This window comes from Kiloniella litopenaei (assembly GCF_000982415.1).
In the GTDB taxonomy this organism is placed as follows: Bacteria; Pseudomonadota; Alphaproteobacteria; order Kiloniellales; family Kiloniellaceae; genus Kiloniella; species Kiloniella litopenaei.
Genome location: NZ_LANI01000005.1, coordinates 219,891 through 244,637 on the forward strand (window position 1 = coordinate 219,891; position 24,747 = coordinate 244,637).

General features: G+C 46.9%; 24 protein-coding genes and 1 riboswitch. Of the genes, 7 read left to right on the forward strand and 17 right to left on the reverse strand.

The annotated features are described in order from the left end of the window. Positions 1-29 precede the first annotated feature (29 nt). Positions 30-1,385 (forward strand): AmpG family muropeptide MFS transporter, encoded by a 1,356-nt coding sequence (locus WH95_RS09180; RefSeq protein ID WP_046505887.1) that lies wholly within the window; start codon positions 30-32, stop codon positions 1,383-1,385. Continuing rightward, complete coding sequence (locus WH95_RS09185) at positions 1,386-2,519, forward strand: FAD-dependent monooxygenase (protein ID WP_046505897.1); 1,134 nt, start codon at positions 1,386-1,388, stop codon at positions 2,517-2,519. 28 nt (positions 2,520-2,547) lie between these two features. Here WH95_RS09185 and WH95_RS09190 read toward each other — a convergent pair whose 3' ends face one another. From WH95_RS09190 to fabA, 6 genes are all read right to left on the reverse strand, one after another. Beyond that, positions 2,548-3,528: a tRNA dihydrouridine synthase gene (locus tag WH95_RS09190; protein WP_046506204.1), complete on the reverse strand. Its 981-nt coding sequence runs from the start codon at positions 3,526-3,528 to the stop codon at positions 2,548-2,550. A 211-nt stretch (positions 3,529-3,739) separates the two neighbouring features. Then, positions 3,740-4,714 (reverse strand): peptidoglycan-binding domain-containing protein, encoded by a 975-nt coding sequence (locus WH95_RS09195; protein ID WP_046505900.1) that lies wholly within the window; start codon positions 4,712-4,714, stop codon positions 3,740-3,742. A gap of 19 nt (positions 4,715-4,733) precedes the next feature. Continuing rightward, positions 4,734-5,216: a YqaA family protein gene (locus tag WH95_RS09200; protein ID WP_204247752.1), complete on the reverse strand. Its 483-nt coding sequence runs from the start codon at positions 5,214-5,216 to the stop codon at positions 4,734-4,736. A gap of 17 nt (positions 5,217-5,233) precedes the next feature. Beyond that, a complete protein-coding gene (locus WH95_RS09205; protein WP_204247759.1) occupies positions 5,234-6,010 on the reverse strand; it encodes an SDR family oxidoreductase in 777 nt (258 codons plus the stop codon). A gap of 92 nt (positions 6,011-6,102) precedes the next feature. After that, positions 6,103-7,326, reverse strand: coding sequence for a beta-ketoacyl-ACP synthase I (fabB, locus tag WH95_RS09210; RefSeq protein ID WP_046505905.1), 1,224 nt, complete (start codon positions 7,324-7,326; stop codon positions 6,103-6,105). A 65-nt stretch (positions 7,327-7,391) separates the two neighbouring features. Next, positions 7,392-7,904, reverse strand: a complete 513-nt coding sequence (gene fabA, locus WH95_RS09215) for a 3-hydroxyacyl-[acyl-carrier-protein] dehydratase FabA (protein WP_046506208.1) — start codon at positions 7,902-7,904, stop codon at positions 7,392-7,394. A 419-nt stretch (positions 7,905-8,323) separates the two neighbouring features. Here fabA and irrA point away from each other — a divergent pair, with 419 nt between their 5' ends. Next, positions 8,324-8,761: an iron response transcriptional regulator IrrA gene (irrA, locus tag WH95_RS09220; protein WP_046505907.1), complete on the forward strand. Its 438-nt coding sequence runs from the start codon at positions 8,324-8,326 to the stop codon at positions 8,759-8,761. 238 nt (positions 8,762-8,999) lie between these two features. Here irrA and WH95_RS09225 read toward each other — a convergent pair whose 3' ends face one another. After that, on the reverse strand, positions 9,000-9,575 hold the full coding sequence (locus tag WH95_RS09225; protein WP_046506210.1) for an SH3 domain-containing protein: 576 nt from the start codon (positions 9,573-9,575) through the stop codon (positions 9,000-9,002). Between the two features lie 255 nt (positions 9,576-9,830). Here WH95_RS09225 and WH95_RS09230 point away from each other — a divergent pair, with 255 nt between their 5' ends. After that, on the forward strand, positions 9,831-10,817 hold the full coding sequence (locus WH95_RS09230) for a 2-hydroxyacid dehydrogenase (protein ID WP_046505909.1): 987 nt from the start codon (positions 9,831-9,833) through the stop codon (positions 10,815-10,817). Positions 10,818-11,189: 372 nt separating this feature from the next. Here the strand turns inward: WH95_RS09230 and WH95_RS20540 are convergent, their stop codons facing one another. The 6 genes from WH95_RS20540 to nhaA all read right to left on the reverse strand — a co-directional run bounded on the left by WH95_RS20540 (position 11,190) and on the right by nhaA (position 17,840). Further along, positions 11,190-11,837 carry a glutathione S-transferase family protein gene (locus WH95_RS20540; RefSeq protein ID WP_052741897.1) on the reverse strand — a complete coding sequence of 216 codons (648 nt, stop codon included), beginning with the start codon at positions 11,835-11,837 and terminating at the stop codon, positions 11,190-11,192. Between the two features lie 81 nt (positions 11,838-11,918). Continuing rightward, positions 11,919-12,707, reverse strand: coding sequence for a transporter substrate-binding domain-containing protein (locus WH95_RS09240; RefSeq protein ID WP_046505911.1), 789 nt, complete (start codon positions 12,705-12,707; stop codon positions 11,919-11,921). 156 nt (positions 12,708-12,863) lie between these two features. Then, positions 12,864-13,556, reverse strand: a complete 693-nt coding sequence (thiQ, locus tag WH95_RS09245) for a thiamine ABC transporter ATP-binding protein (RefSeq protein WP_052741898.1) — start codon at positions 13,554-13,556, stop codon at positions 12,864-12,866. After that, entirely contained in the window at positions 13,549-15,231 is a 1,683-nt protein-coding gene (thiP, locus tag WH95_RS09250; protein ID WP_046505913.1) for a thiamine/thiamine pyrophosphate ABC transporter permease, read from the reverse strand. Before thiP ends, thiQ begins: the two co-directional genes overlap by 8 nt. A gap of 50 nt (positions 15,232-15,281) precedes the next feature. After that, positions 15,282-16,295, reverse strand: a complete 1,014-nt coding sequence (gene thiB, locus WH95_RS09255) for a thiamine ABC transporter substrate binding subunit (RefSeq protein ID WP_082114086.1) — start codon at positions 16,293-16,295, stop codon at positions 15,282-15,284. Between the two features lie 123 nt (positions 16,296-16,418). Continuing rightward, positions 16,419-16,527, reverse strand: a riboswitch (TPP riboswitch). 122 nt (positions 16,528-16,649) lie between these two features. Further along, entirely contained in the window at positions 16,650-17,840 is a 1,191-nt protein-coding gene (gene nhaA, locus WH95_RS09260) for a Na+/H+ antiporter NhaA (RefSeq protein ID WP_046506218.1), read from the reverse strand. A gap of 146 nt (positions 17,841-17,986) precedes the next feature. On the opposite strand from nhaA, the gene WH95_RS09265 reads away from it, so the two are divergent. Beyond that, positions 17,987-18,916: a hydrogen peroxide-inducible genes activator gene (locus tag WH95_RS09265; RefSeq protein ID WP_046505915.1), complete on the forward strand. Its 930-nt coding sequence runs from the start codon at positions 17,987-17,989 to the stop codon at positions 18,914-18,916. Here WH95_RS09265 and WH95_RS09270 read toward each other — a convergent pair. After that, entirely contained in the window at positions 18,905-19,771 is an 867-nt protein-coding gene (locus WH95_RS09270) for an AraC family transcriptional regulator (protein WP_046505918.1), read from the reverse strand. The genes WH95_RS09265 and WH95_RS09270 overlap by 12 nt on opposite strands. A 225-nt stretch (positions 19,772-19,996) precedes the next feature. On the opposite strand from WH95_RS09270, the gene WH95_RS09275 reads away from it, so the two are divergent. Further along, positions 19,997-21,178 (forward strand): cupin domain-containing protein, encoded by a 1,182-nt coding sequence (locus WH95_RS09275; protein WP_046505921.1) that lies wholly within the window; start codon positions 19,997-19,999, stop codon positions 21,176-21,178. On the opposite strand, the gene WH95_RS09280 is transcribed toward WH95_RS09275, so the two are convergent. From WH95_RS09280 to WH95_RS09290, 3 genes are all read right to left on the reverse strand, one after another. Further along, the gene (locus tag WH95_RS09280; RefSeq protein WP_046505924.1) at positions 21,175-21,864 is read right to left on the reverse strand and encodes an adenylate/guanylate cyclase domain-containing protein; all 690 of its coding nucleotides are present in this window, start codon (positions 21,862-21,864) and stop codon (positions 21,175-21,177) included. The two genes, WH95_RS09275 and WH95_RS09280, sit on opposite strands and share 4 nt — an antisense overlap. Positions 21,865-22,056: 192 nt before the next feature. Beyond that, the gene (locus WH95_RS09285) at positions 22,057-22,827 is read right to left on the reverse strand and encodes an isocitrate lyase/PEP mutase family protein (RefSeq protein WP_046505926.1); all 771 of its coding nucleotides are present in this window, start codon (positions 22,825-22,827) and stop codon (positions 22,057-22,059) included. Positions 22,828-22,956: 129 nt separating this feature from the next. Continuing rightward, positions 22,957-23,358 carry a helix-turn-helix domain-containing protein gene (locus WH95_RS09290; RefSeq protein WP_046505928.1) on the reverse strand — a complete coding sequence of 134 codons (402 nt, stop codon included), beginning with the start codon at positions 23,356-23,358 and terminating at the stop codon, positions 22,957-22,959. 103 nt (positions 23,359-23,461) lie between these two features. Between WH95_RS09290 and WH95_RS09295 the strand changes: the two genes are divergently transcribed. Continuing rightward, positions 23,462-24,700: an MFS transporter gene (locus WH95_RS09295; RefSeq protein ID WP_046505930.1), complete on the forward strand. Its 1,239-nt coding sequence runs from the start codon at positions 23,462-23,464 to the stop codon at positions 24,698-24,700. Positions 24,701-24,747 lie beyond the last annotated feature (47 nt).

The window sequence follows — 24,747 nt, forward strand, 5'->3', positions numbered from 1 at the left end:
AACGTTCGCAAAACAGGGAAAACCAATCTATGACAACCCCTAACAGCAGCCAATCACGTGTTCATAGCTGGGCTGAGTCTTTCAAGGTTTATCGCCAGCCACGTGTTATTGGCATGTTGTTTCTTGGTTTTTCAGCTGGCCTGCCTTTACTGTTGATTTTCTCTACACTCAATACATGGCTTAGAGACGTAGGTGTTTCTCGTACCGAAATCGGATTTTTTGCTTGGGTCGGTTTGGCTTTTTCAATCAAGGTTCTTTGGGCACCCTTGGTTGATCATATTAATATCCCCTTCTTATGGCGCTTGGGAAAACGCCGCTCATGGATGCTTTTGGGACAACTGGGGATTATTGTTGGCTTGATGGGGATGGCTTTTACTGATCCAACAGCCAATTTGGCACAGATGGCTGCTTTTTCCGTTATTGTTGCTTTTTCTTCTGCGACACAGGATATCGGACTTGATGCCTATCGCATTGAAGCAATGGATACAGAGTATCAAGGGGCGATGTCTGCCAATTATGTCATGGGATATCGCATTGCCATGCTTGTTGCTGGAGCAGGGTCTTTGTATCTGGCGGATTTTTATTCCTGGATATTAAGCTATCAGGTTATGGCTCTTTTGATGGGCGTCGGTATCATCACGGTTTTTATTATCAAGGAGCCGGATCGACAAGAAACACCTGATGAAATTGAATCTTTAGTCAAATCAAATCGCTACCTCGATCAAGCTCAAACGATGGTGTTGAATCCTTTTGTTGATTTTTTCAAGCGTAATGGTTGGGTTGGTGGGTTTATTCTGGCATTTATTGGGGCTTACAAGATCAGTGACATTATTATGGGGAATATGGCAAATCCCCTTTATATTGATCTCGGATTTTCCAAGTCTGAAATTGCCAGCATATCCAAAGTGTTCGGCCTGATCATGACCATCTTTGGCGGTTATGTTGGTGGTATGTTGCTTATGCGCATTGGGCTTTTGCCTGTGTTGCTCCTTGGGGCAACATTGGTGTGCTTAACAAACATTCTCTTTGCCATCCTTGCGCAGGTTGGTTATTCCCTTGATTTCCTTACACTGACAATCACAGCTGATAACTTTGCCAATGGTGTGGCGAGTTCAGTGTTTATTGCCTATTTGTCGAGCCTTGTGAACAAGAGTTACACGGCGACACAATATGCACTATTCAGTTCTTTTATGACTCTGCCTGGGAAATTTATTTCAGGATTTTCCGGTGTCATCATTGATCACACAGACTATACAACCTTTTTCCTCTATGCCGCAGGCATGGGCATTCCGGCTATCTTAATGGTAATCGGATTGATGATTTATGATGCCAGACAGAAGGCTGACGAAAGTTCGGAAAAGCCAACAGAAGAGACTGTCCAATAAATGCGTATTTTAATTGCAGGAGGCGGGATCGCCGGGCTTTCGATGGCGATTGCTTTGAAGCAGAAGGGCTTTGGCGGGGTCGATGTTGTGGAGAAGGCTGATGGCTGGCGATCAGAGGGGGCGGGATTACACCTGCCGGGAAATGCAGTATTGCCGATGGAAAAGCTGGGAATTCTGGATGATGTTCAGAAAAGGGCCTTTGATTTTCAAACCATAAGGTATTGTGATCAAAAAGATAACAGAATTTTTGATCTTGATTTATCTGGTGACAGCTGGCCGAAGTTTCAGGCGCTTTCCCGCAAGGATTTTCATGAAATCCTGATCGCAAAGCTTGGCGATACCCCGGTTCATTTCGGGAAAGAAATAAAAAGCCTTACGCAGCAGGACGAGAGTGAATGTGGCCCTGTGACGGTCAATTTTGAAGATGGGTCAGACGGTGAATATGATCTGGTTATTGCTGCAGATGGTATCCACTCCTCCTTGAGGACACTGCTTTTTGGAACGGCGTTGAAACCCGTATCAACCGGGATCAGTTGCTGGCGCTGGACAACAGAGATTTCTGGCCGTGACAAGCCCCACTTTATGTTGGGTAGAGGCAAGATTTTGCTAGTTATGCCGATCAGTGCAGACAAGGCCTATGTTTTTGCCTCTTTAACTGATAATGGAAATCCTTTTGCAGAGGATCCCGCTTCATTAATCAAGCGCGAGTTTGCTGACTTTGGCGGGCCTGTGCCGAAGATACTGACGCGCTTGGAAGAGGATGGCCCGATTTTGGCTGGAGATCTGTTGCAAATGATTGTGTCCGACTGGTCAAAAGGGGCCTGTGTGTTAACGGGGGATGCCGCTCATGGTACCTTGCCGACCATGGCGCAGGGCGCGACCATGGCTATGGAAGATGCCCTTGTTCTGGCGGAAGAGTTGGAAAGGCAGGCGACTGTTGCCAAAGCTATTGAAGCCTATAAAGCGCGCAGAATTTCACGGGCGCACTGGGTGCAGCAGCAATCTCTGAAGCGCATGGGGCTTGCGCGAATAAAATCACAGCCTTTGTTGGCACTTCGCCATCTGCTGATGAAAGCCTTTGGTCCTAAAATACTTGCTTCTGGTTGGCGTCCGCTGATTGACCAGAGTTTCTAATTACAGACCGCTGGCGGGACGCGAGAGTTTAACCGGCTTCCCGAAAAGAATCAGGTAAGAGCATATGATCGATGATTTCGGGGTCTTTGATTCCCCGCACCCGGGAAAAGAGATCCTGTGCTTCCGGGTATTGGAGCTTCAGAAAATTAAGCCATTGCTTAAGGCGTCCGGGGCCGTGCTTGTCGGGAACTTCCAGCCACATTTCCCTGTAGAAACCATGTAACATGGGTAGGAACTCTTGCCAGGACAGGACGGAAGCCTTTTGACTGGTGCTGGTGCCGTCGTTTTGATTTTCATGCTGGATCAGGCGGGCGAGGTCTGGCTTGGCGATAAGGCCACGCCCGATCATGACATCGGTACAGCCACTGACGTCTCGACAGCGTTTATAGTCATCCACTGTGCAGACATCGCCGTTTGCGACCACATTGATATCAACGGCTTCGCGGATACGGGCAATCCATTCCCAATGGGCCGGGGGACGATACCCTTCGACCTTTGTCCGGGCATGTACACAGACTTCCGAAGCACCGCCTTCTTCGATGGCATGGGCGTTCTCCAGAGCCTGTGATTTATCTTCATAGCCCAAGCGCATCTTCGCGGTGACGGGAATTTCTTGTGGAACGGCGGTGCGTACTGCCTTAACCACGTCGTGGACAATGTTGGGTTCTTTGAGCAGGACAGAACCGCCTTTGTGCGAGTTGACGCGCTTGGACGGGCAGCCAAAGTTGAGGTCAATTGCTGGTGCGCCAAGCTTAACTGCAAGCTTGGCGTTTTCGCCCATAACATCGGGGTTCGAGCCAAGTAGCTGAATTGAGATCGGGGTTCCGGCAGCGGTCTGGCCTGCGGTTTTAAGTTCCGGAGCAATCTTGTAGAAAGATTTTGGCGGCAGAACGAGATCGTTGACCCGGATAAACTCGGTCACACCCTGATCAATACCCCCGATAGCCGTGAGTATCCGGCGCATCTGTGCATCAACCAGACCTTCCATCGGGGCAAGGATCAGTTTCATCCCCATATCTTTCTATACTTGGGGGTTTTTCTGTACTTAATGCTTTTCAATCTCTCTTGCCCTGGCATAAGCAACTGTGAGCCTTATAACTATAAACTTCGGGCAACACTCTGGTGCCCGTATGTTTGGGTGCTATGTACATGGCAGAGGTAAGGGAGTCAAAGGTCACCTGTTCTCGTATAACCCCCTATGACCTGTTCCAATCCGAATTTCAGGAAACAGGTTTTCCGTTATAAAGCGCGTTTAGTCGTTTGAGCAGGTGATACAGCGTTATGCTGTCAGCCTGGCCTGTTTGTGGAATGCCAAGATCCTGTTGTGCCTGCAAGAGAGCTTCTTTTTTATCAGATGCGTTTTTTTCAAGGTATTTAAGATCGACCAACAGACGCTGGACACTGTTTTGGGCTTGTGGAGAAACATAGTGAGTTTTTTGTGGCGCAACGGGCTGTGAACTAAGGTTCCAGCTTTGATAGGTTTGATCTGCAATCACATTGCTTGGTGCCAACACAAGTCCCTGCTCTGTGAGTGAAAAACGATTGAGAGGCCCTTCGTGCCGGGCGGGGCACAAGGTGGTTCTGTTGGCATATTGATTACAAAAGGGGAACAGAGCCTGTATGTGTTCCCAGCCACGGCGATAGCCAGCTTCGATAATCAAATCATCTTGATGTATCTGGTTTGTAACACCGACCCAACCGGTATAGTCACCAAGCGGATTGGTAAGCTGGATCAAAGCCCAGTTGTGTAACAGCGATTTCAGACTTTTCTTTTCCGGGGTAAAGCCTTGCGCGATCTGGTAGCTTTCTACAGCAGAGGAGATGGTCGCATCATCCCGTTGATATCCCGCGACAAAGACCATCTCTTTGGGTTGAAACCAGCGTCCTTCGACAAGATCGTAAAGGCAGGATGCTGGGGCCAGAAGTTTCCGTGCGCCAACCATCGTGCCGTTGCAAAAGTGGCGTCCGGCAACGTTCAATCGCCCAAGCGTGCTCCAGGGGTATTCACGGGCCTCGAGCAAGGCGACGTTTTTACCAGCCAAAAATCCGGCATTTTTCTGTTGAGTTTTTGCTGGTGATTTTGTTGTTTCCAAAGATGGCGTCGGTTGCGAGGACACCGTTTTTTGTTGAGAGCTGCATCCAGCGAGCAAGACAACCATGGTGATCAGGAGAATGTAGAACTTGCTGGATACCATTGTTGGTTTTCCTCTGTTTTTAAAAAATCCACCCTATTAAGATATACCGTAGTCCCTTGCCAAAGAAGACCAGTGGCAAGAAAATAATGAAACGTACTCGTAGCACACCAGCTGCAAAGGTAAGGGGATCACCTATTACAGGCACCCAGGTGAATAGTAAGGAGAAGATACCGTATTTTTGAAACCAATTTGAGGCCTGGTTTAACTGGCGGGATGAAAAGGGAAACCACTTATGGTCTGACCAGTGTAAGAGATAGAGGCCAAGCCACCAGTTCAAAACTGCCCCAAGAGTGTTCCCCATTGTGGCAATAAGTACCAAAAGCCACTTTTGATGCTCGCCGGAATGCAAGGCTGTTGCCAACATAACCTCTGAAGAAAAGGGGAGTATTGTTGCGGCTAAAAAAGCACCCGCAAAAAGGCTAACAAGTGTGAACATGCCGGATGTGTCTAAACTTGATTGTTTGTCGTAAAAAAGGCTGCCAAACGGCAGCCTTGATCTCATGCCTTATCAAAAAGTCTTTAGTCTTTTTTCGGGCTTGGTATTGCAATAACGTTAAAACCGGCATCAACAAAATGCACTTCGCCAGTAACACCTGCCGAAAGATCAGACGCCAGATAAAGACCCGCGTTTCCGACTTCTTCCAACAGCACGTTGCGTTCTAGTGGTGAGTTATCCCTTGTAAAGCCATAGGTGTATTTGGCATCCGCAATGGCCGAGCCTGCAAGTGTGCGCATTGGGCCAGCAGATATTGCGTTTACACGCGTTCCTGTTGGGCCCAGATCTGTTGCCAGATAACGCACAGAAGCTTCCAAAGCAGCTTTTGCAACACCCATAACGTTGTAGTTCGGTGTTACCCGTTCTGAACCTAGATAGGTCAGGGTGATTAGACTGCTGTTCTCGCTCAGGAAAGGTGCAGCCTTTTGTGCCACGGCGGTAAAGGAATAGCAGGATATAGACATTGTTTTGCGGAAATTATCCCGCGTTGTATCTACATAGCGTCCTTTGAGCTCTTCTTTGTCGGAATAGGCAATTGCATGAACGACAAAGTCCAGGCTACCCCATTGTTCCTTGAGGGTTGCGAAAACATTTTCCAATGCATCACCATCTTCAACATCACAAGGAAGAACCAGATTTGATCCCAATGATTCAGCCAGAGGTTCAACGCGCTTTTTAAAGGCGTCACCCTGATAGGTGAAAGCGAGTTCTGCCCCTTGGTTATGTAACGCTTGAGCAATCCCCCAGGCGATGGAATGGTTGTTCGCGACGCCCATGATTAAGCCGCGCTTTCCATCCATCAATGCCGTTGTCATCGTCACGTTTCTACCTTTCGTCTAATACTGCTGTTCGAAGCTTGTTTTGTGCGAGATTCCGATTTTTCTTATCGGGTTTACTCGCTTAGGCGTTTGAAGACTACCGATGCGTTGGTACCACCAAAGCCAAAGCTGTTGGACATTACGCAGTCGATTTCCTCGTTGTCTCTTCTTTCAAGGAGAATTGGCATACCTTGAGCTTCGGGATCGAGGTTTTCGATATTTGCAGATGCACACAGGAAATTGTTGTCCATCATAAGCAGTGAGTAAATAATTTCTTGAACACCGGTTGCCCCTTGCGAGTGCCCGGTCAGGGACTTTGTTGACGAAATCCAAGGAATATCCTGTCCCTTAAAGGTTTCCTTGATTGCATTTAGCTCGGTCCCGTCACCTACAGGTGTCGAAGTACCATGCGCATTAATATAGTTGACCTTTGTATTTCCTGCTTCGGCAAGGGCAAGCTGCATACAGCGGATAGCACCTTCGCCAGATGGTGCAACCATATCTGCGCCATCACATGTTGCGCCGTAACCAACGAGTTCACCATAAATTTTTGCACCACGTGCTTTGGCGTGTTCGTATTCTTCCAGAACAACGACACCTGCACCACCGGAAATAACAAAGCCATCTCGGTCTGTGTCATACGCACGTGATGCTTTGGTTGGATTGTCGTTGTACTTGCTGGAAAGGGCACCCATAGCGTCAAAGAGAACAGTCAAGGTCCAGTGAAGCTCTTCGCCGCCACCGGCAAAGACGATATCTTGTTTGCCCATTTGAATAAGCTCTGCACCATTTCCAACACAGTGTGCTGATGTGGAGCATGCAGATGTAATGGAATAGCTGTGGCCTTTGATTTTAAAAGCAGTACCCATATTGGCCGAGTTTGTTGATCCCATGCATCTTGGCACCATATAGGGACCAACACGTTTCGGGTTTTTCTCGCGTGTGATGTCTGCGGCTGCGACCTGATTGGATGTGGAAGAGCCACCAGAGCCCATTACAAGCCCTGTTCTGATGTTGGATACCAGATCATCGCCAAGTCCGGCATCTTCAATGGCTTCTTTCATGGCAACATAGTTATAGGCAGAACCATCGCCCATAAAACGGCGAAGCTTTCGGTCGACCAAAGAATCAAGATCAATGTTGATGGAACCGTGAATATGACAACGAAAGCCTAAATCGGCATAGGTTTGGCAATATTCAATGCCTGATCGACCTTCTTTCAAAGAATCAATCACTTCTTCTTTGTTGTTGCCAATGCTGGAAACAATTCCAAGTCCGGTGACGACTACGCGACGCATCTGTCGTATCCCTTCTTTATAAGCCAACCTAAATTGATAACGGCGGCGATAATTAATGTCCTGGTTTAAGAGTCAGATTGAAACAAACCAACTTTCATATCTTTGATCTCAAACGCAACTTCATCATCTGCCATGATGATGCCGTCTGAGACACCCATAACCAGTCTGCGATTTATGACTCGCTTCATATCAACTTTGTAGGTCACTTTTTTGACGGATGGGGTGATCATGCTCTTGAGCTTCACTTCACCAACCCCCAGAGCACGTCCTCTGCCAAGTGCGCCAGTCCATCCAAGGAAGAAACCGGTCATTTGCCATACGGCATCAAGGCCAAGACAGCCGGGCATAACCGGGTCGCCTTCGAAATGACATCCAAAAAACCAAAGATCTGGCTTAATGTCGAATTCTGCAATTATCTGGCCTTTGCCGTGTTCGCCACCATTGTCGTTAATGGTTGTAATGCGATCAAACATCAGCATGGGGGGTAAAGGTAACTGGGCATTTCCAGGACCAAAGAGTTCACCACGTCCACAAGATAGAATCTCTTCATAGGAGTAGCTGTTCTGGCGTTCGCTCAAAGGTTTATCCACCGTCTTTTATGTTGTTATCCGAACATCAGCTCTAATCGGCCGAATCCGGCGTGACTATAGCACAGGCACAGGGTGCCATGGCAATGTTCTTCAAGTTGTAACAGCTCGTTTATTAAGGAATTTTATATTCCTTGGCACGAGAAGCGATCTATTTCCCTGACATGTGCTGTTTCTATAGGAAAAGATCAATCAAAAACTGAAACAATTTGAAACATTTGACAATTATTGTCTGAATTCTGGCCTTTTTTTGTCAATGAAGTAAAAAAAAATCGGGTCTTGGGGTCTTATTCTGATTTTGAAAATAATACTGCGGTCGAAGCCTGCGAATTAGGTGCGGATGACTGAAAGCAGCGCGTTTTGTGGATTTTTTCCTTTAATAGCGCTGAAACTGCCTTATATTGATAATCATGGAAAAGATACGCCCCTATACAGAATTGATCGACACCCTTAAGGGTGCTGGCCTACGTCCTACGCGACAACGACTGGCCTTGGCCAAGTTATTGTACTCTCGTGGGGATCGCCACATATCTGCGGAACAACTGCACGTAGAGGCTATGGACGCCAAGGTGTCTGTTTCTCTGGCAACGGTATATAACACGCTTCACCAGTTTCACGACGCGGGTCTTCTTCGCGAAGTTTTGGTCGAAGCCGGGCGATCTTATTTTGATACCAATATCAGCGACCATCACCATATTTTTTATGAAGAGACGGGTGAACTGATCGACATCGACAAAGAGACTGTTCAGTTCAAAAACCTACCCAAGCTACCCGAAGGGAAAGCGATTTCACGGGTGGAGGTTGTTGTCCATGTGGTTGACCTTGAGGAAAAATCCAAATCCGTTTAAGGCGTGGCCAATTTTGTTTAAGACGTGGATAGAACCTCGGGTAACACAAGGTTTCTGGGTCTTGGATAAGTGACGCCTGAATTACTTACCCTGATATTGCTGTTGCAATGTATTGACCAACTAGGGTTGAACGTTAAACCTGATGTCGGGTAGCCGTACTTGCCTGTTGATCAGGACGTGGTGTTGGCCGAACAATCCTTTTGACCCTAAACAAATGTTGAAAAGGTATCAGCACGGCTTAATCGAAAACTTCGCCCTTGTATGACCCGTAAAGGGAACTCCGTTGAAGCCAGCCTGAAATATCGTTGATTTCCACCTGACACCAATCCTCTATATTACAGGACTCTAATTCTCCAATAACACCTGCTTCGGCCTGAACTACCGGGCGACTGGTTGTTTCGGGGTCATCGTAGATGGTTCGGACGGTGCCCGTAATCATCATGCTCCTTTGACCTTTGAGCATGGATTGATGTACCCAACCTGTTGTTCCTTGCCAATCACGGATTTGTCGCCAGGTATCAAACTCATCAATGATTTCGACAGGTAATCGACGGCGTTGATAAATCCACTGAATCGGATATCGGGACCCTGGACCAGCGCGCATATTTACTTTGCCTGATCGAAAGCTCACAAATCGTGGCAGGGGCAATCCGCTTGGCCCTATCTTTCTTTGGACCTGATCACCCGTGGTGGTGCCGACAGTTTGTGCTTTGACATGCGGGGTAATTAACAGGAAGCAACTTGCGATGACAACAAGGCTTAAGGTGCTATGGACCCTTGTCTTTAAAAAAGACAGTACAAGCCAGAGCGTCATTTTTTTGTCCCCCAAAAAAGGTAGACGCAGCAAACTTTTTTTCATGCCGAATTTTCAATAATATCCAAATAACTCGCGAATTGTCTGAGAGATTACCTTCCTAATTCTGTGCTGGCTAGAATTTATCGAAACAACTGTTTCTCTCTCTTGGCAAAGACCTTGTTCGCAGCATAGACTAGGGGAAAGAAACAAGACCGTTAAGTTAAATAATAACGGCTTGACGTAAAGGACCAGCGACGGGGATCCCAGAGGCACATGACACAGAAAAAACCTCTTGTAATTGTTACGCGACGACTTCCAGATGCGATCGAAACCCGGATGATGGAATTGTTTGATTGTCGTCTTAATCTTGATGATAAACCATTTTCTCAAAAGGAATTGATTGCAGCAGTTAAAGAGGCTGATGTCCTAGTCCCGACAGTAACCGACCGGGTTGATGCTGGGGTTCTTGCCCAAGCCGGACCGAACTTGCGGTTGATTGCTTCTTTTGGGACCGGTGTTGATCACATCGATCTCAAGACCTGTCGTCAGCGGGGTATTACCGTCACAAATACGCCGGGTGTTTTGACCGAAGATACAGCGGATATGACAATGGCTCTTATTCTGGCTGTTTCCCGCCGTATTACCGAAGGCGTCAAGCTAATCAAATCTGGTGAATGGACCGGGTGGAGCCCGACCGGAATGCTTGGGCATCGCATGTGGGGTAAGCGTCTTGGTATTATCGGCATGGGGCGTATTGGCCAGGCTGTTGCCCGCCGCGCAAAGGGTTTTGGTCTTTCGATCCATTATCACAACAGACGTAAAGTACATCCAGATATTGAAAACGAATTGGAAGCAACATACTGGGAAAGCCTGGATCAAATGCTTTCACGCATGGATGTTATTTCTGTCAATTGCCCTCATACACCTGCGACGTTCCACCTGTTATCCAGTCGGCGTCTTAAATTGTTGAATGACCGTGCGATCATTGTGAACACCAGTCGCGGAGAGGTCATTGATGAAAATGCTTTGGCTCGTTTGATCAAATCCAGAGATATTGCGGGTGCCGGGTTGGATGTTTTTGAACAGGAACCAGCCGTTAATCCTAAATTACAGGCCAGTGAAAACGTCGTTTTATTGCCACATATGGGATCAGCAACGATCGAAGGCCGCCACGATATGGGTGAAAAAGTCATTATCAATATCAAAACCTTTGTTGATGGACATACACCGCCTGACCGTGTTGTAGAGGCTATGTTTTAGGTACAAAAAGGAGCTTCTTAGCTCCTTTTTTATAGGGGACTTGCGCCTAAAAAAGTTTGAATTTTAAAGGCTTGTGTTTTTTGCATGACTGAATTGAGTTGAATGTTATTGCTCGATTCGTTTTCTTGATTTAAGATTCAGTTAACTAATTTTTTAGCTCGAAGTTTGTTCCTGAATTTGTTTGGGAGCGTGCATTAGTAATCTTGCTTATTTGCAGGAGACTCCGAGTTCATAGTAGAGTCAAAGTCTGGGTTAAATCGTTCGATCTCCAAATCAGACGCACCTGGAATAGAAGGCAGAGTTGAAAATCAACTCTGCCTTTTTCTTTGTTGGATTTAATTCTATATTCACACTTGTTCAATGGACGTGGATTTATTGCGTTCTTTTAAGGGCTATCCACTCATCCACAGCGTGGCCGTATTTTTTCAAAACAGGGCCAATTTTGCTGTGCTTATATAGATTGTCCTGCCAGGTAATAAATTTGTTTGGCAAACTGAAACTCACATTGCTTTCACGAAACATTTTCTCTGCCAGTAACAGACTGGGCGCGTAGCCACAATCAGCCAAGGTTATGTTTTTTCCTGCAATGAAAGGTTTAAAGTTACCAAGCTGGGTCAGTAATTCCAATTGCTGGGAAAGAGAGGCTTTTGTTGCTTCAATGAACTCTATGTCCCTTTGTGTAGGTGCCATGTGTTTGAACAGGGACCTGATCATTGGTTCGACCTTAAGGTCATGCAGGCGCGCGAGCATACGAACCTTGGCACGGTTTTCTGTTGTTCCGGGAAGGAGTTTTTCCTGCGGATATTTTTCTTCCAGATATTCACAGATACTATCTGATTCGCTTAGAACAAGGTCATCGTGCACAAGTGCAGGAACGGTTCCGGCAGGAACAATGGATTTGTATTCTGTCGAGCCATATCCTGATGGTGGCAGGCGTACCTCGGCGGAGAGATTCTTGAAAGCCAGCACAATTTCAACTTTTGCGCAGAAATTACTGACTGGAACAGCATAGAAAATCATAGCGAATTTACTTTTGGGGACTAATTGCAAGAATAAGGGGCCGCGCTCAGCCCGTTATTCCTGCGGTATATGAAAATAACTTTATTCAGCCAGCTTCCATTTCACGGCAAGCTTGTTGAAAAAGCCCTGGGTCTTTTTAAGTTCGATCCAGTGGTTGAGATAGTTGATCCAAACCTGATCGTCTTGGGCAATCAACATGGCAAGAGGCGTAGGCGAGCGGGCTTCTTTAACAGGAACAATTGCCATTTGCTCATACTTCTGGACAAGGGTGGCGGCCTCTACGTTAGAGGTGATATGCACCATCGCACGGCCAGAGAGAACTTCTTGAAAGTCTCGTGCCGGCGCTTCGACTGATTTTAGCTGGGCCAGAGGGAAATATTCTTTGGCCTGTTGTTCTTGAACTGTTCCAAGTGTCGTTGCGACGGATACATCAGCCTTGTTGATGTCTTCCCAGGAATTAAACTTATCAAGGTGCTTTTTCAGTGTTAGCGGAACGGTCCCGACGTTGTAATAACTTTGTGTATAACCAGCAACGGCCATACGTTTGGGATTAAGTGATGCGGATGTTGTCATATCGTATTTATTGGCGACGACGCCGTTGATCAATGTTTTCCAGTCAGTCGGCACAAAGGTCAGTTTTACACCCATGTCTTTGGCGAGTTCAGTGACCACGTCGATGTCAAAACCTTCGTAGTTACCTGTTGCCGTGTTTTTGATGGTCATGGGGTTCCAGTCCCCGGTGGTGCCAACTCTCAGCTCTCCAGAGCTAAGAATTTTGTTCAGGCGCGATTCATCGGCGGCATGCGCAGATGTAAAAAGTCCAACAGTTAGAAGTGTAACTGTGGCGAGTAGTGTCTGAATTTTAAGCATGAGAATTCCGGTTTTACGGCTATTTCAAAGATGGGCTCAGATGCAAGTGTAGATCAGTTGAATATTTTGCACCAGTTCAAAGACTAAGGTGGAATACAGGCTTGCTTCAAAGTTTTGTGAACAGTCTTTGTGTGTGGGCAGTTGTTTTATTTCTGATCAGGTAAGATGTACAACCCGATCTGCGATAGCATCGGCATCTTCTTTTAGATGCGTTACCATTAAAGTCAGAAGCCCGTGGTTATGATGCAAATTTTTTACAAGTCTCAACATTTCTTTGCGCAAATCCTGATCAAGGGCACTGAAGGGTTCATCCAGTAATAAGATTGGTCGCCGCCGAACCAGACATCTGGCAAGCGCGACACGTTGCCGTTGACCGCCTGATAGTTCGGCTGGGTGGCGTTTTCCCAATCCCTTCAGGCCGACGTCATCAAGGGCTTGTGTTATTTGTTCCTTGTCTTGGCTTGTCAGACGCAAACCGGGATGAATGCCCAGACCGATGTTTTCTTCTGCGCTTAGGTGGGCAAAAAGATTGTGTTCCTGAAAAAGGCTCGTAATCGGACGCTCGGACGGGGACAGCCTGTTAAGTTCTTTCCCATTAAACTTAATACTGCCCGAAACCGGATTTTCAAATCCTGCAATCAAACTGAGAAGCGTTGATTTTCCAACCCCTGAAGGACCGAGGATGGCTACGAGTTCATTGGGGGCGACACTTAAATCAAAACCCAGAACCTCTTCACTGCCGTGGTGCTGATAGGACAGTTTCTCAATGCTTAACCCTTGTAATGATTCTTGGTGACTTGCGCCCGGGTTCCGTGCTTTCGAGACTGATGTTTTTTGATCGTCAGGCACTGGTTGAACCCTTCTTATGAGCTTTGGCAGTTGATAAAGAGAAACCTTTTCCGGCTATCGTGCGCTCTATTAGAATAAACAGGGTCAAACTCTGAAGACAGAGAAATAGCGCTGTGATTGCGGCGTCATCCAGGCGATAGCTACCCATTTTCTGGAACATTAGAAGCGGCAGGGTTGTGAAATCCTGTGTGCCGAAGAGGGCAATGACACTTAAGTCGCCTGTTGATAGGGCGACTGATAGCCCCAGGGCCAGTCCGAGTGCTTTCCTGTTTTGTGGCCAGTCAACTATACGGATGCGATTTAGTCCTTTGATACCCAGATTATCACATAGGTGATCGCTTTTTTGTGCAGATGTTTCAAAGGCGGGAACAAGGATTCTCAGGATAAAAGGCAATGTCATCAGGGCATTTACAATGACCACCAGAAAAGGCGCCAATACTGACAGGCTGGCCGCTGTTTTGAAGGTAATAAATAGCCCTGTTGCGAGGACAAAGGGGGGAAGAAGCAGAATAATACTTCCCGATAAATCTGTCATTGTCGCGAAAGACGATGCAAAGCTGTGTCGCCCCAATCGATATGGTGATTGAAGGCTTCGCAGCATTAATGCAATGCCAATGGCAAGCATCAATGCAATGCATCCGGCGGTTAATGAAATGAGCAGGCTGTTCAGGGAAGCCGCCCATAATTTTTCGTCTGTCAAGACGGCTGCCAACCGAGGGGAGAAAGCTTTCCAGATCGTCGCAATCAAAGGGGGGATAACCAATAACACCATGGCCAGAAGTGCCAGTCCATCGGTTATTTTCGCAATGGTATGCGTGGCATCAAACCGTTGAACAGCACGTTCTTCTGTTTTTTGAATCATAACGTGACGGGCAAATTTGCTGCCAATGATAAGGAGCATAAAACAGAGGCTTAACTGGGCAAGTGACAGAATAACAGCTTTGGGAATATCAAAATCAAAGCGAATTGCCTGATAGATCGCGACTTCCAGGGTATTTGTCGAAGGCCCCCCGCCAAGGGCAAGGACAACTGCGAAAGAGGTAAAACAAAGCAGAAAGACAAGCCCGCATGAGGCGGGAATAATACGCCGAAGCAGAGGCCATTCAACAAGCCGGAAAATATCTTTTCCTGTCATGCCAAGTTGCGCGGTTGTTCGCCAGTATTCCGGGGGTAATGCTTCGAGGCTTTGTAGAAATATCCGCGAGAGAAGCGGGGCGTTAAAGAAGATGTGGGCGATCAGAATGCCTGTGAGACCGTAGAGATAGTTTCCGGCACTGAGATCGAACAGGGAAAGGAACTGGTTAAACCATCCGTTACGGCCATGAATGGCGACGACACCAAAGACCCCCACAATCGTTGGAATGATGAGGGAGAGTGAGGCGAGTTGCAGGAAAATCTTTCGCCCGAGCAAGGTTGGACGTCTCGCAAGGGCACGGGCAACAGGAATAGCGAGAAGCGTTGCCAGAAGTGTGCTTAGCCCAGCTTGAAAGAAGGTAAAGCCGATCACCCGAAACAGATAGTTGTTCTGGAATATACGGGCGATATCAATGTTCTGGATTTCAGAGAAAAGACCGTTAAAGGCGAAGCCCAATATCAAGGCAATAAAGCTGAGGCTTAAAAAGCCCGGCCATAAAAACGCGAGCCATTTTTGTACAGATTGTAATGGCCTTTGCATTATTAAGCGCCTTGATATCGGGACTTTAACATTATCAATGATTATTCGACTTACTGATTGATGGAATTTAACCAGCTATCGATCCATGCCTGCCGATTGTTTTTTGCTTCTTCAGGGGTAAAAAGAAGTGACTTATCCGGGCGTGGTAACTCGGCAAATGTCGCGGGAAGGTCTTTGCCCAAGTCAATAACCGGATACATCCAGTTACCTGTAGGAATTTCGTTCTGGAAGCCGGATGTGGCGATAAAGTTTAGAAATTTCTGTGCCAGTTCGGGCTCTTTTGCTGTCTTTAGCTGTGCAGCAACTTCGACCTGCATGTAATGACCTTCTGAGAAAATAGCGGCTTTATACTGTTTCTTTTCTTCAGCGATAATGTGATAGGCCGGGGATGTTGTATAGCTCAAGACCATATCAGCTTCCCCGTCGAGGAAAAGACCGTAAGCTTCACTCCACCCTTTGGTTACCGTGACAATTTTTGGGGAAAGTTTCTTCCATGCATCGGCCGATTTATCGCCGTATACATTTTGAATCCACATCATCAGCCCTAACCCGGGTGTTGAACTGCGGGGGTCCTGAATAATGATTTTCAGATCTGGATTATCATTAATGAGGTTGTCGAGGCTCGAAGGTGGATTAGCCAGTTTTTCACTGTCATAAACAAAGGCAAAATAGCCATAGTCAAAAGGAATGAACTGCTCGTCTTTCCAATCGATGGGCAGATCGACGTTGGACAAATCGACATTGCTTTTTGCAAAAAGGTCTGTGGCAGCTGCCTCAGCGGTCAAATTGGTATCAAGACCCAATACGACGTCTGCTGTGCTGTCTTTCCCCTCTAGCTTCAGACGGCTGAGAATGCCAACGGAAGAATCAAGGGCGACAAACTTCAGATCACAATTGCAATTGGCTTCAAAAGCCTTTTCCACCTTTGGGCCTGCTCCCCAGTCGGCAGCAAAGGAATCATAGGTGTAAACAGTCAGCGTTTTTTTGTCTTGTTCCTGAGCTTGTGCGCTCAAGCCAAGGGCGAGTGTTGCTGCTACGGCAGCTATCGTTGTACGCAGGATCATGCGACGCTCCATATATGAGTGGGGCGGGCAAGGACCTGAAAAATCTGGAAATAGCCATGTGTTCTGGATTCAAAAACTCTTGCGTATTTATGCCTGTTAAGGCGAGAGCTTCTAAATCATAAACAGCATCCAGTCTTCAATTCCCTCCGCCGGTATTAACCGGTTCAGGTTCCACGGGTCTATTTCATCACTGAAAATTCTCAGCCCATAAAGGGCACCCCGTTGAGACCGCTATCGACCTTAGACATTTCCTTTGCAGCCAGCAAGAAATATCCGATTGATACCTTTATGCTTTCTGGAAAGAAAAAGAGCCCTTTTGATCGGGCTCTTGTTATGAGGAAAGTTCTAGAACAGCTAGGTTTTTTCAGCTGTCTGGTTCTTTTGTGGTACGGGGGAAAGCTTTAGCAATAAATAACCAGACAAGGCGGATAGAATGGAGCCACTGAGGACACCAATTCGCACCTGGCTTCCGATTTCAGGATCATCAAATGCGAGGCCACCGATAAACAAACTCATGGTAAAGCCAATACCAGTCAACAGAGCGAGTGCATAGATTTGAACCCAGTTTGTTCCTTCGGGTAGGCGGCAGAGTTTTGATTTTACGGCCACCCAGGTGAAGCTAAAGACACCGATCTGCTTACCGATAAACAAGCCGCCCGCAATACCAAGGGTCAGCGGGGCTAGAACGGTTTCCATGGTAATACCGACAAGCGATACACCTGCGTTAGCAAAGGCAAAAACTGGCAAAATCATGTAGGCAACCCATGGGTGAAGGTTGTGTTCCAGATTTTTAAGCGGGCTGGCACTGTCCTTTGTTTTTCCATTCAGAGGAATAGCAAAGCCAAGGGCCACACCAGCCAATGTGGCATGCACACCGGATTTCAAAACGCAGACCCACAGTACAAGACCAACCAGGATATATGGTGTTTTGGCGGTGACGCCTGATCTATTGAGAATGAGAAGTCCAAGAAGAGCAACAGCTGCCAAAGCCAGTGAAATCAAGGATAGCTCAGCGGTGTAGAAAAGAGCGATAATGATAATTGCTCCAAGATCATCAAAAATGGCGATCGCTGTCAAAAGCACTTTTAGGGCCAAAGGAACTCTATTGCCCAAAAGCGCCATAATGCCCAATGCAAAAGCGATGTCTGTGGCGGTTGGAATGGCCCAACCGTTCATGTTGGGGCCAACGCCCCAGTTAATACCAGAGAAAACAAGCGCGGGTATAAGCATTCCACCCACAGCAGCGATAGCCGGCAAAACGATCTGATCGGCTGACGAAAGCTGTCCTTCGAGGATTTCTCTCTTGAGCTCTAGACCAATCAGCAGGAAGAAGATAGCCATCATGCCGTCGTTAATCCAAAGCAAGATAGCCTTGGAAATTGCCCAGTCACCAAGGGCGATGGTGAAGGGGACTTCCAAAGCACTTGTATAGAGCGAGGCAAGCGGTGAATTTGATGCCACCAATGCCAAAAGAGCAGCGATCATAAGGATAATACCCCCGGATGATTCCAACTGTAAGAAGTCTTTAATCATCTTGGTTGGCATCTTCTTGATCATTTTTGTTGGCATTGCTGGAATCTCCGAATTGCCGATTTCACCTGTCTCGGTGAAAAATGGGGGTTGTTGCTTGATTAGTGTAATCGTTTTATTGTCAATGTGTAATAGATAAAAACTATCAATAAGCTATTGGTATGATTAAACCTACTATCAAGCAACTGGAATATTTTAGTGCAGTGGCCGAAACTTTACATTTTCGTAAGGCGGCAGAACAATTGCATGTTTCACAACCGACTCTCAGCGATCAAATAAAAGAACTGGAATATCGTCTGGGGGTTATCCTTTTGGATCGAACTCGCCACGGGGTCGAACTAACACCTGTGGGGCGCGAAATTCTTAAACGGACAACTTATCTATTACGTGATCTTAATGACCTTTGTGATCACGCAAAAACAGCAAAATCAATGCTGGGGGGAACCTTACGGTTGGGCGTTGCACCCACCGTGGGACCTTATTTGTTGCCATATGTTCTGCCTGATTTGCATCGTGCCTATCCAGATTTGAAAATCTATATTCGGGAAGACAGGTCTTCATCGTTGGAACAAGCGCTTCGTACTGGTCAGCATGATCTGATTCTAACAGCACTTCCTCTTGAAGATGAAGGCTTGAGGACAGAGGCACTTTACAGCGAACCCTTGATGGTTGGTTTGCCTAAAAACCATCGTCTCGCGAGTGCTGATTCTGTTGCGCCACAGGACCTTAAAGGCGAAGCCGTTCTTTCTCTTGGCGTTGGTCATCGACTTAATGAACAGGTCCAAGAACTGTGCAGAGAATTTGGTGCTGATCTGCAGAATGATTACGAAGGTACCAGTCTGGATACCTTGCGACAGATGGTCGGTATGGAAATGGGTATATCATTTTTTCCAAATCTCTATGCGCGTTCTGAAATTACTAAAGATCCAGAAGTTTGCGCCAGGCCAATTGAAACACGAGTTGTTAAAAGACAAGTGGGGTTGGCCTGGCGCAGTAATTCCCCGCGTATTAATGAATTTCTTCAATTCAAAGAAGATCTGTTACGGTCTCTTAATCGACAGATTTCGCGAGAGGTAATTTTAAGCGGATAACTCTTTTTTCGTTACAGGTATCCAGATATCCACTTCACCCGTCGCACTGCTTCCGTCAAAACGGTCATCATAAAGTTCGAAGTCCGGTGTGTCTGCGTAATCATAATCAGAATTCGGTAGCCAGTTTCCCCATATGCCCTGATATACGTTTGAGAACTGTTCGCCAATAGGGGACTTGTCGTCAATTGTGAAGGTGAAAACGGCATAGTCAGCTTCTTCAATGACCAGACCTTCCATCCCCGTCGGGATATTGTTGAGGTCGTCTACCTCAAAGGCGGCCATATAGGTAAAGTTTTCCGGAGACCCCTTTAAACACAGGCCGTAGGCACGGCTATTTTTACTGTGGGTGATTTCGGTGTGTCGACCGACGACCTTTTCCCAGAGGTCTGGGATACTTTTGTCAGTATCCGGCCCAAAATCGTCACTGATACCAACAATATGGAAAGCGGATTTTTTAATAATATTCGGTTCCATCGGCAGAATTCCTGAATTTGTTGTAATCGAATGCAGGAGAGAAAGCTGGTACTTCGCCGATATTGAGCATCCATTGGATCGATATTGACCCGGAGGCAAGCCGAAACATTTTTTAAATGCGCGGGTAAAAGCTTCCTGACTATCAAAACCATAATCCAGTGCCAGATGAATGAGGGATGTTCTCTGATCTGATTCGAGGATTTTAGCTGCTTCTGTCAATCGGCGATGGCGAAGGTATCCCATAGCTGTTTTTCCGGTTGCGGAACGAAATAATCGGGCAAAATAATAGGGGGAAAGGCCTGCATTATCGGCTATTTCACCAAAAGTAATTTGCTGGTCAAGATTTTGTTCTATAAAGGAAATAGCTTTTTTTATCGGCATGGTTTCTCCTGCATGAGAGAGAATAGACTCAGGCTTGTTGTCAATCTTGATCAGGATTGCTTTTTTACAAATAAACTTGTTTTGTTGTCTCTAGCCCCATCCGTTTGTCTTTTCGCCCTTTGTAAAAGAGGATTATGAAAAGAATTGGTGCTTTAACACAAAGGAGAAGGGTGTAATAAGAACCTTATAACATCTGTTCTTTTTTCTGTCTTTCAGGATGTCTCGATGACTAGCTCGCTTATTGTTCTTGATCAAATGCCTACTGCTCATGAGTTTTATGGCAGCTATTGGAATCAAAAGCCGTTTTTGGTGCGAAAGGCAATTCCGGATCCAACGCTGGACCTGTTGATCAAACCGGATGAGCTTGCCGGGCTTTCCATGGAAGAAACAGCAAGATCCCGCATGGTTAAAACCGCTGGTGAGGAAAGAGACTGGACTTGTGCATTTGGTCCTTTTGCGGAAAAGGACTTTGATGCTGCTGGCGACAAGGAATGGAGCCTGCTTGTGCAAAACGTGGAACAATTCCATCCTGATACGGCAACGCTGCTTCCCTGTTTTGATTTTGCGCCTCGCTGGTTGATGGATGATATCATGGTCAGTTTTTCCGCTGTTGGTGGGTCAGTTGGACCCCATATCGACAGTTATCATGTCTTTCTGGTGCAGGGCGAAGGAAAGCGGCACTGGAAAATCGGACGCGAAGCAATTGAGGACGAAGTTTATATTGAAGGCATCGACCTAAAGGTTCTGGATGGCGGCTTTGAAGGCGACGAGGTCGAGGTGACCAGCGGTGATGTACTTTATGTGCCGCCGCGTTTTGGTCATGAAGGGACAACGCTAGAGGCCGCACTGACCTATTCTGTTGGTTTTCTGGGGCCAAAAATATCAGAGCTGTTCAGCGGCTATGCACAATACATTTCCGAATTTGATGAACTTGACCAACGTTATGTCGGTCAAAATCTCTCGGTTTCATCGTCCGGGTTTACTCTTGGGGAGCAGGCCGTTTCTGATATCAAAGCTTGTTTTGATCAGCATCTGTCCTCTGCAAATTTTACACAGTGGCTGGTTGAATTCTTTACGGAGTCCTCGCACGAAGATTTTGGTATCTATAGTGAACGCGAAGAAATGCTGTACGATGATGAATTCGAAAATGAACTACAGGAAGGCGCCAGCCTGATTAAGCCGGAATATGTGAAGTTTGCCATCACGGCTTCCCCAACGGGCGGTTTCTGTCTCGGTTTTGATAGCCAGAGCTTTACTTTGGATGAACGCATGTTCCCACTTGTTCAGCTGTTCATGAAAGAAGAAATCGTAAACTCAAAAACCTATCCGGATCTATTTAAAGAACCAGCTTATCTGGAATTTCTTTTGGAGCTGTATAACCATCAAGCGCTAGAGTTTCTAGACTAGCTATCTTTTCTGGTTTCAAGGTGATCTTTTGGCGCCCATCTAAAAGCCTGAACACGGCCTACATTCTTGAGCTTAAGGCCTCTTTGTCCATCTTCGTCTGATAAACTGGTACAATCCTTTTGCAAAGCAAAGGGCAGCAGGTTTTCAAAGCGGTTTGTCATAAATACGGTCCGGGGATCGGCGCGGGCTTCGAGCCGTGCAGCCAAATTGACGATCTCGCTCAACAGGCTAAATCCGGGGTAGGCTGACGGTAATGAAAGAAGAGTAACGGGGCCGTAAGACAGACCAATGCGTGCGCCTTGGGTTTCAATGACACGGTCAATCGAGTCCTGCCAAATTTGGGCAGTTTCCTTGGCAAGTTTGTGGATTCTGGCGGCAACGTTGAGCACATTGGCTGCATCCACTTCATCATGGACACCCCAAACTGCCAGTAGACCATCACCCTGAACACGGTCAACCAGGGCACCACTTTCGATCAGGATATCCCGCGCGCCGTCACAAAAGGTACTTAACATTCTGTGAGCGAGGGAAATATTGCTGGTTTCACGTACAAAGGCACTGTAGGAACAGAAATCCATCGCCATGACACAGCAATTTTCTATGGGGCGATCCAACTTTTCATCAAAGTTTTCCCATCCCTTGAGTGAGCCAAAATGGAACTCGTACAGTTCCTTATCAACGGCCATTCTATTCCCCTAACCGACGTTACCTGTAACCGCGTTCTTTGCACGGTAATTATGCGCGCCATAATAGAAAGAAAGATGCCAGAAGAAACAAGGGAAAAACCTGTGGTTAGTAAAATCTGATTACAAAGTTAAGAGCAGGATCTGAATCCTGCTCTTAGCTATTTTGGGATTGATGGTACCAAAGGGAAATACTTAGTTGCCATAAAGGGCTGAACAATCTTTTTCAATCATTGCCATTGCTGCGCGATATGGTCCGGGGCCATGGCTAATACGAGCAACGCCAAGGTTACCCAGTTCATTGATAGAAGGGCATCCTGCCATCATCATGATGTTGACGGGTAGTACACATTTTTCGCAAAGCTCGCTGATAAGATCTGCATCTGTTAACGCAGGGACAAAAAATCCGTCTGCGCCAGCATCGGCATAGGCTTTCCCACGTTTGATAACTTCTTCCAACAGTTTGCTTTTATCATCTGATGGGGTTGCTTTCAGAAAGATATCTGTCCGTGCATTAATGAAGATCGGTACATCCAAAGCATCTGATGCTTTTCTGGCTGCGGCAACTCTCGCGGTTTGATCTTCGATGCTATAGAGACCTTCGCCATCAATGATCTGGTCTTCAAAGTTTATCCCGACTGCGCCATTTTGTCCGGCTAGGGTTACAGATTGTGCAACTTGTTCAGGTGTTGCGCCATACCCGGCTTCCAAATCCAGTGAGACAGGAATCTCAACGCTATTGCAAATACGGTTGATATTTCCCATGGCAAGATCACGGGGGAGTTTTTCGCCATCGGGAAAGCCAAAGGCCTCGGCGACTGACCAGCTACCTGTAGCAATGGCCGGGGCACCTGCGCTTGCGGCGACTTTGGCTGTTCCCGGATCCCAGATATTATAGAGAACCAGCGGGGCGCCTTTTTTGTGAAGATTGTGAAAGGCTGTTGCTTTTTCTTGAAGCGAAGGCATGGAAAAGGCTCCTGTCATGTAGAGCTTGGAAAGACTCGGTTAACGATGTTTCTTTCCAAGCTATAGCTTTCTGGCTTGATAAAAACTGGTCGAAATCGGACCTAATCATGTTTTTTGCGCGACGAAGGGCTAGCTTCGTTTTTGCCGCTTAGCCACACGAATCAGCTTTTGAAACTTGGGGCATTCCATATGGGACGGTGCGGAACAATTCGCGACATGCCGTAGGGCTTTGCTGAGAACGGTGAGATCATGGATTTGCCTGTCCAAATCGTCCGCACGCGTTCGCAAATCTTCTCTCGAGAGGTTAGGTTGGCCATCTTCACCAAACATGCCTGAAATTTCATCTAGCGAAAAACCTGCTGATTTTCCCAATGTAATCAAGGACAGCTGCATTATTGTTTCCGGGGTAAATTGACGTCGCAGACCCTGCCTGCCAATGGATTTTATCAGCCCGATTTCTTCGTAATACCTTAGCGTTGAAGGGCGTAACCCTGTTTGTTCCACCACTTCGGCAATATCTAAAATTCGCATTTTTTCCCTGATTGTTAACGGGTGAATTTTACATCTTGACCTCAAGTTAACTTGAATTTGTATGATGCGCTCAACAGACGATTTATTCAAGAGGAAAGAGCTTATGACACAGTCTCTCATATCAAAAGAAAGCCCGGTTTGGCAGGACGGCAGGGCGATTGCCCTGATGATGGCAGCAACACTTATGGTCATGGCAAATGCAACCATTAGTCCGGCCTTGGCCGGATTAGAGTGTGCATTTATGGGGCAGCCCAACGCAGAACTTTTGATCAGACTATTGGTTCCGGCACCTTCGCTGACGGTTGTCATCTTTGCACCACTTGCCGGGTACTTTGTGGACCGTTATGGCAGACGTGCGATGCTGTTATCCGGTGTTGTATTGTTTATCATTACCGGTAGTGCTGGTTTTTATCTTCCTGGCCTTGAGATGATTTTTACCAGCCGATTGGCGTTGGGTGTTGCGGTTGCAATGATCATGACGTCGCAAACTGCGTTGATCGGGGATTATTTTACAGGTGAAAAACGCAGTGCGTTGACAGGGCTACAGATTTCTGCCCGAAATTTTGGGGGCTTCGTATTTTTGACTCTCGCGGGGTGGCTGGCAGTTAATTCTCCACGGTTGCCCTTTGCTATTTATGGTTTGGCCGTACTTTACCTGCCCTTTATGTGGCTGGTTATCAAAGAGACATCTGCTGCACCCAGTAAGAATAAAACAACTGAAACGTCCGTGAAAACAAAAGCAGACGGGACGGATGGACATCCTGCGTGGAAAGGATGGATGGCGGCGTTAGCGGTGTTACAGCTAATGACCAACATGATTTTTTTCCTGATGCCAACCCAGTTACCTTTTTTCCTCGACAGCCTGGGGTATGACAGTGCGGTTATGACAGGGGTTGGCTTGGGCGCTTTGTCTTTGGCCGGGGGATGTGCTGCATTATTCTATGGCCGGATTAAACGTGTTATGGGATACGCAGGGGCTTATGCGCTGGGCTATGGCTTTATGGCCCTTGGGTTTGCCATTCTGCCCTTTGGCGAGAATGTCGTTGCGATCATTGCGGGATCGGTCGCCGTTGGTACCGGCTTCGCGCTTGCGGTGCCAAATTTTGTTGGGATTGCCCTGCAAATTGCCCCTACAAGTCGTCGTGGTATGGCGGGTGGCATTTTGACAACCGCCGTTTTCCTAGGTCAGTTTTGCTCTCCTTTTCTAAGCATCCCGTCGATTGCATCCTTTGGCTATAACATAACCTACCAAGGAACAGCCCTGTTGCTGGGAACAATCGCGCTTATGGCCGCCGTAAAACGCGGGATGGATATCTTGAATTTGCGGATGAAGCAGGTTTGATTTTGGAGCTTTTTGATTAAGTACGATATATAGCCGTGGTTTTTAAT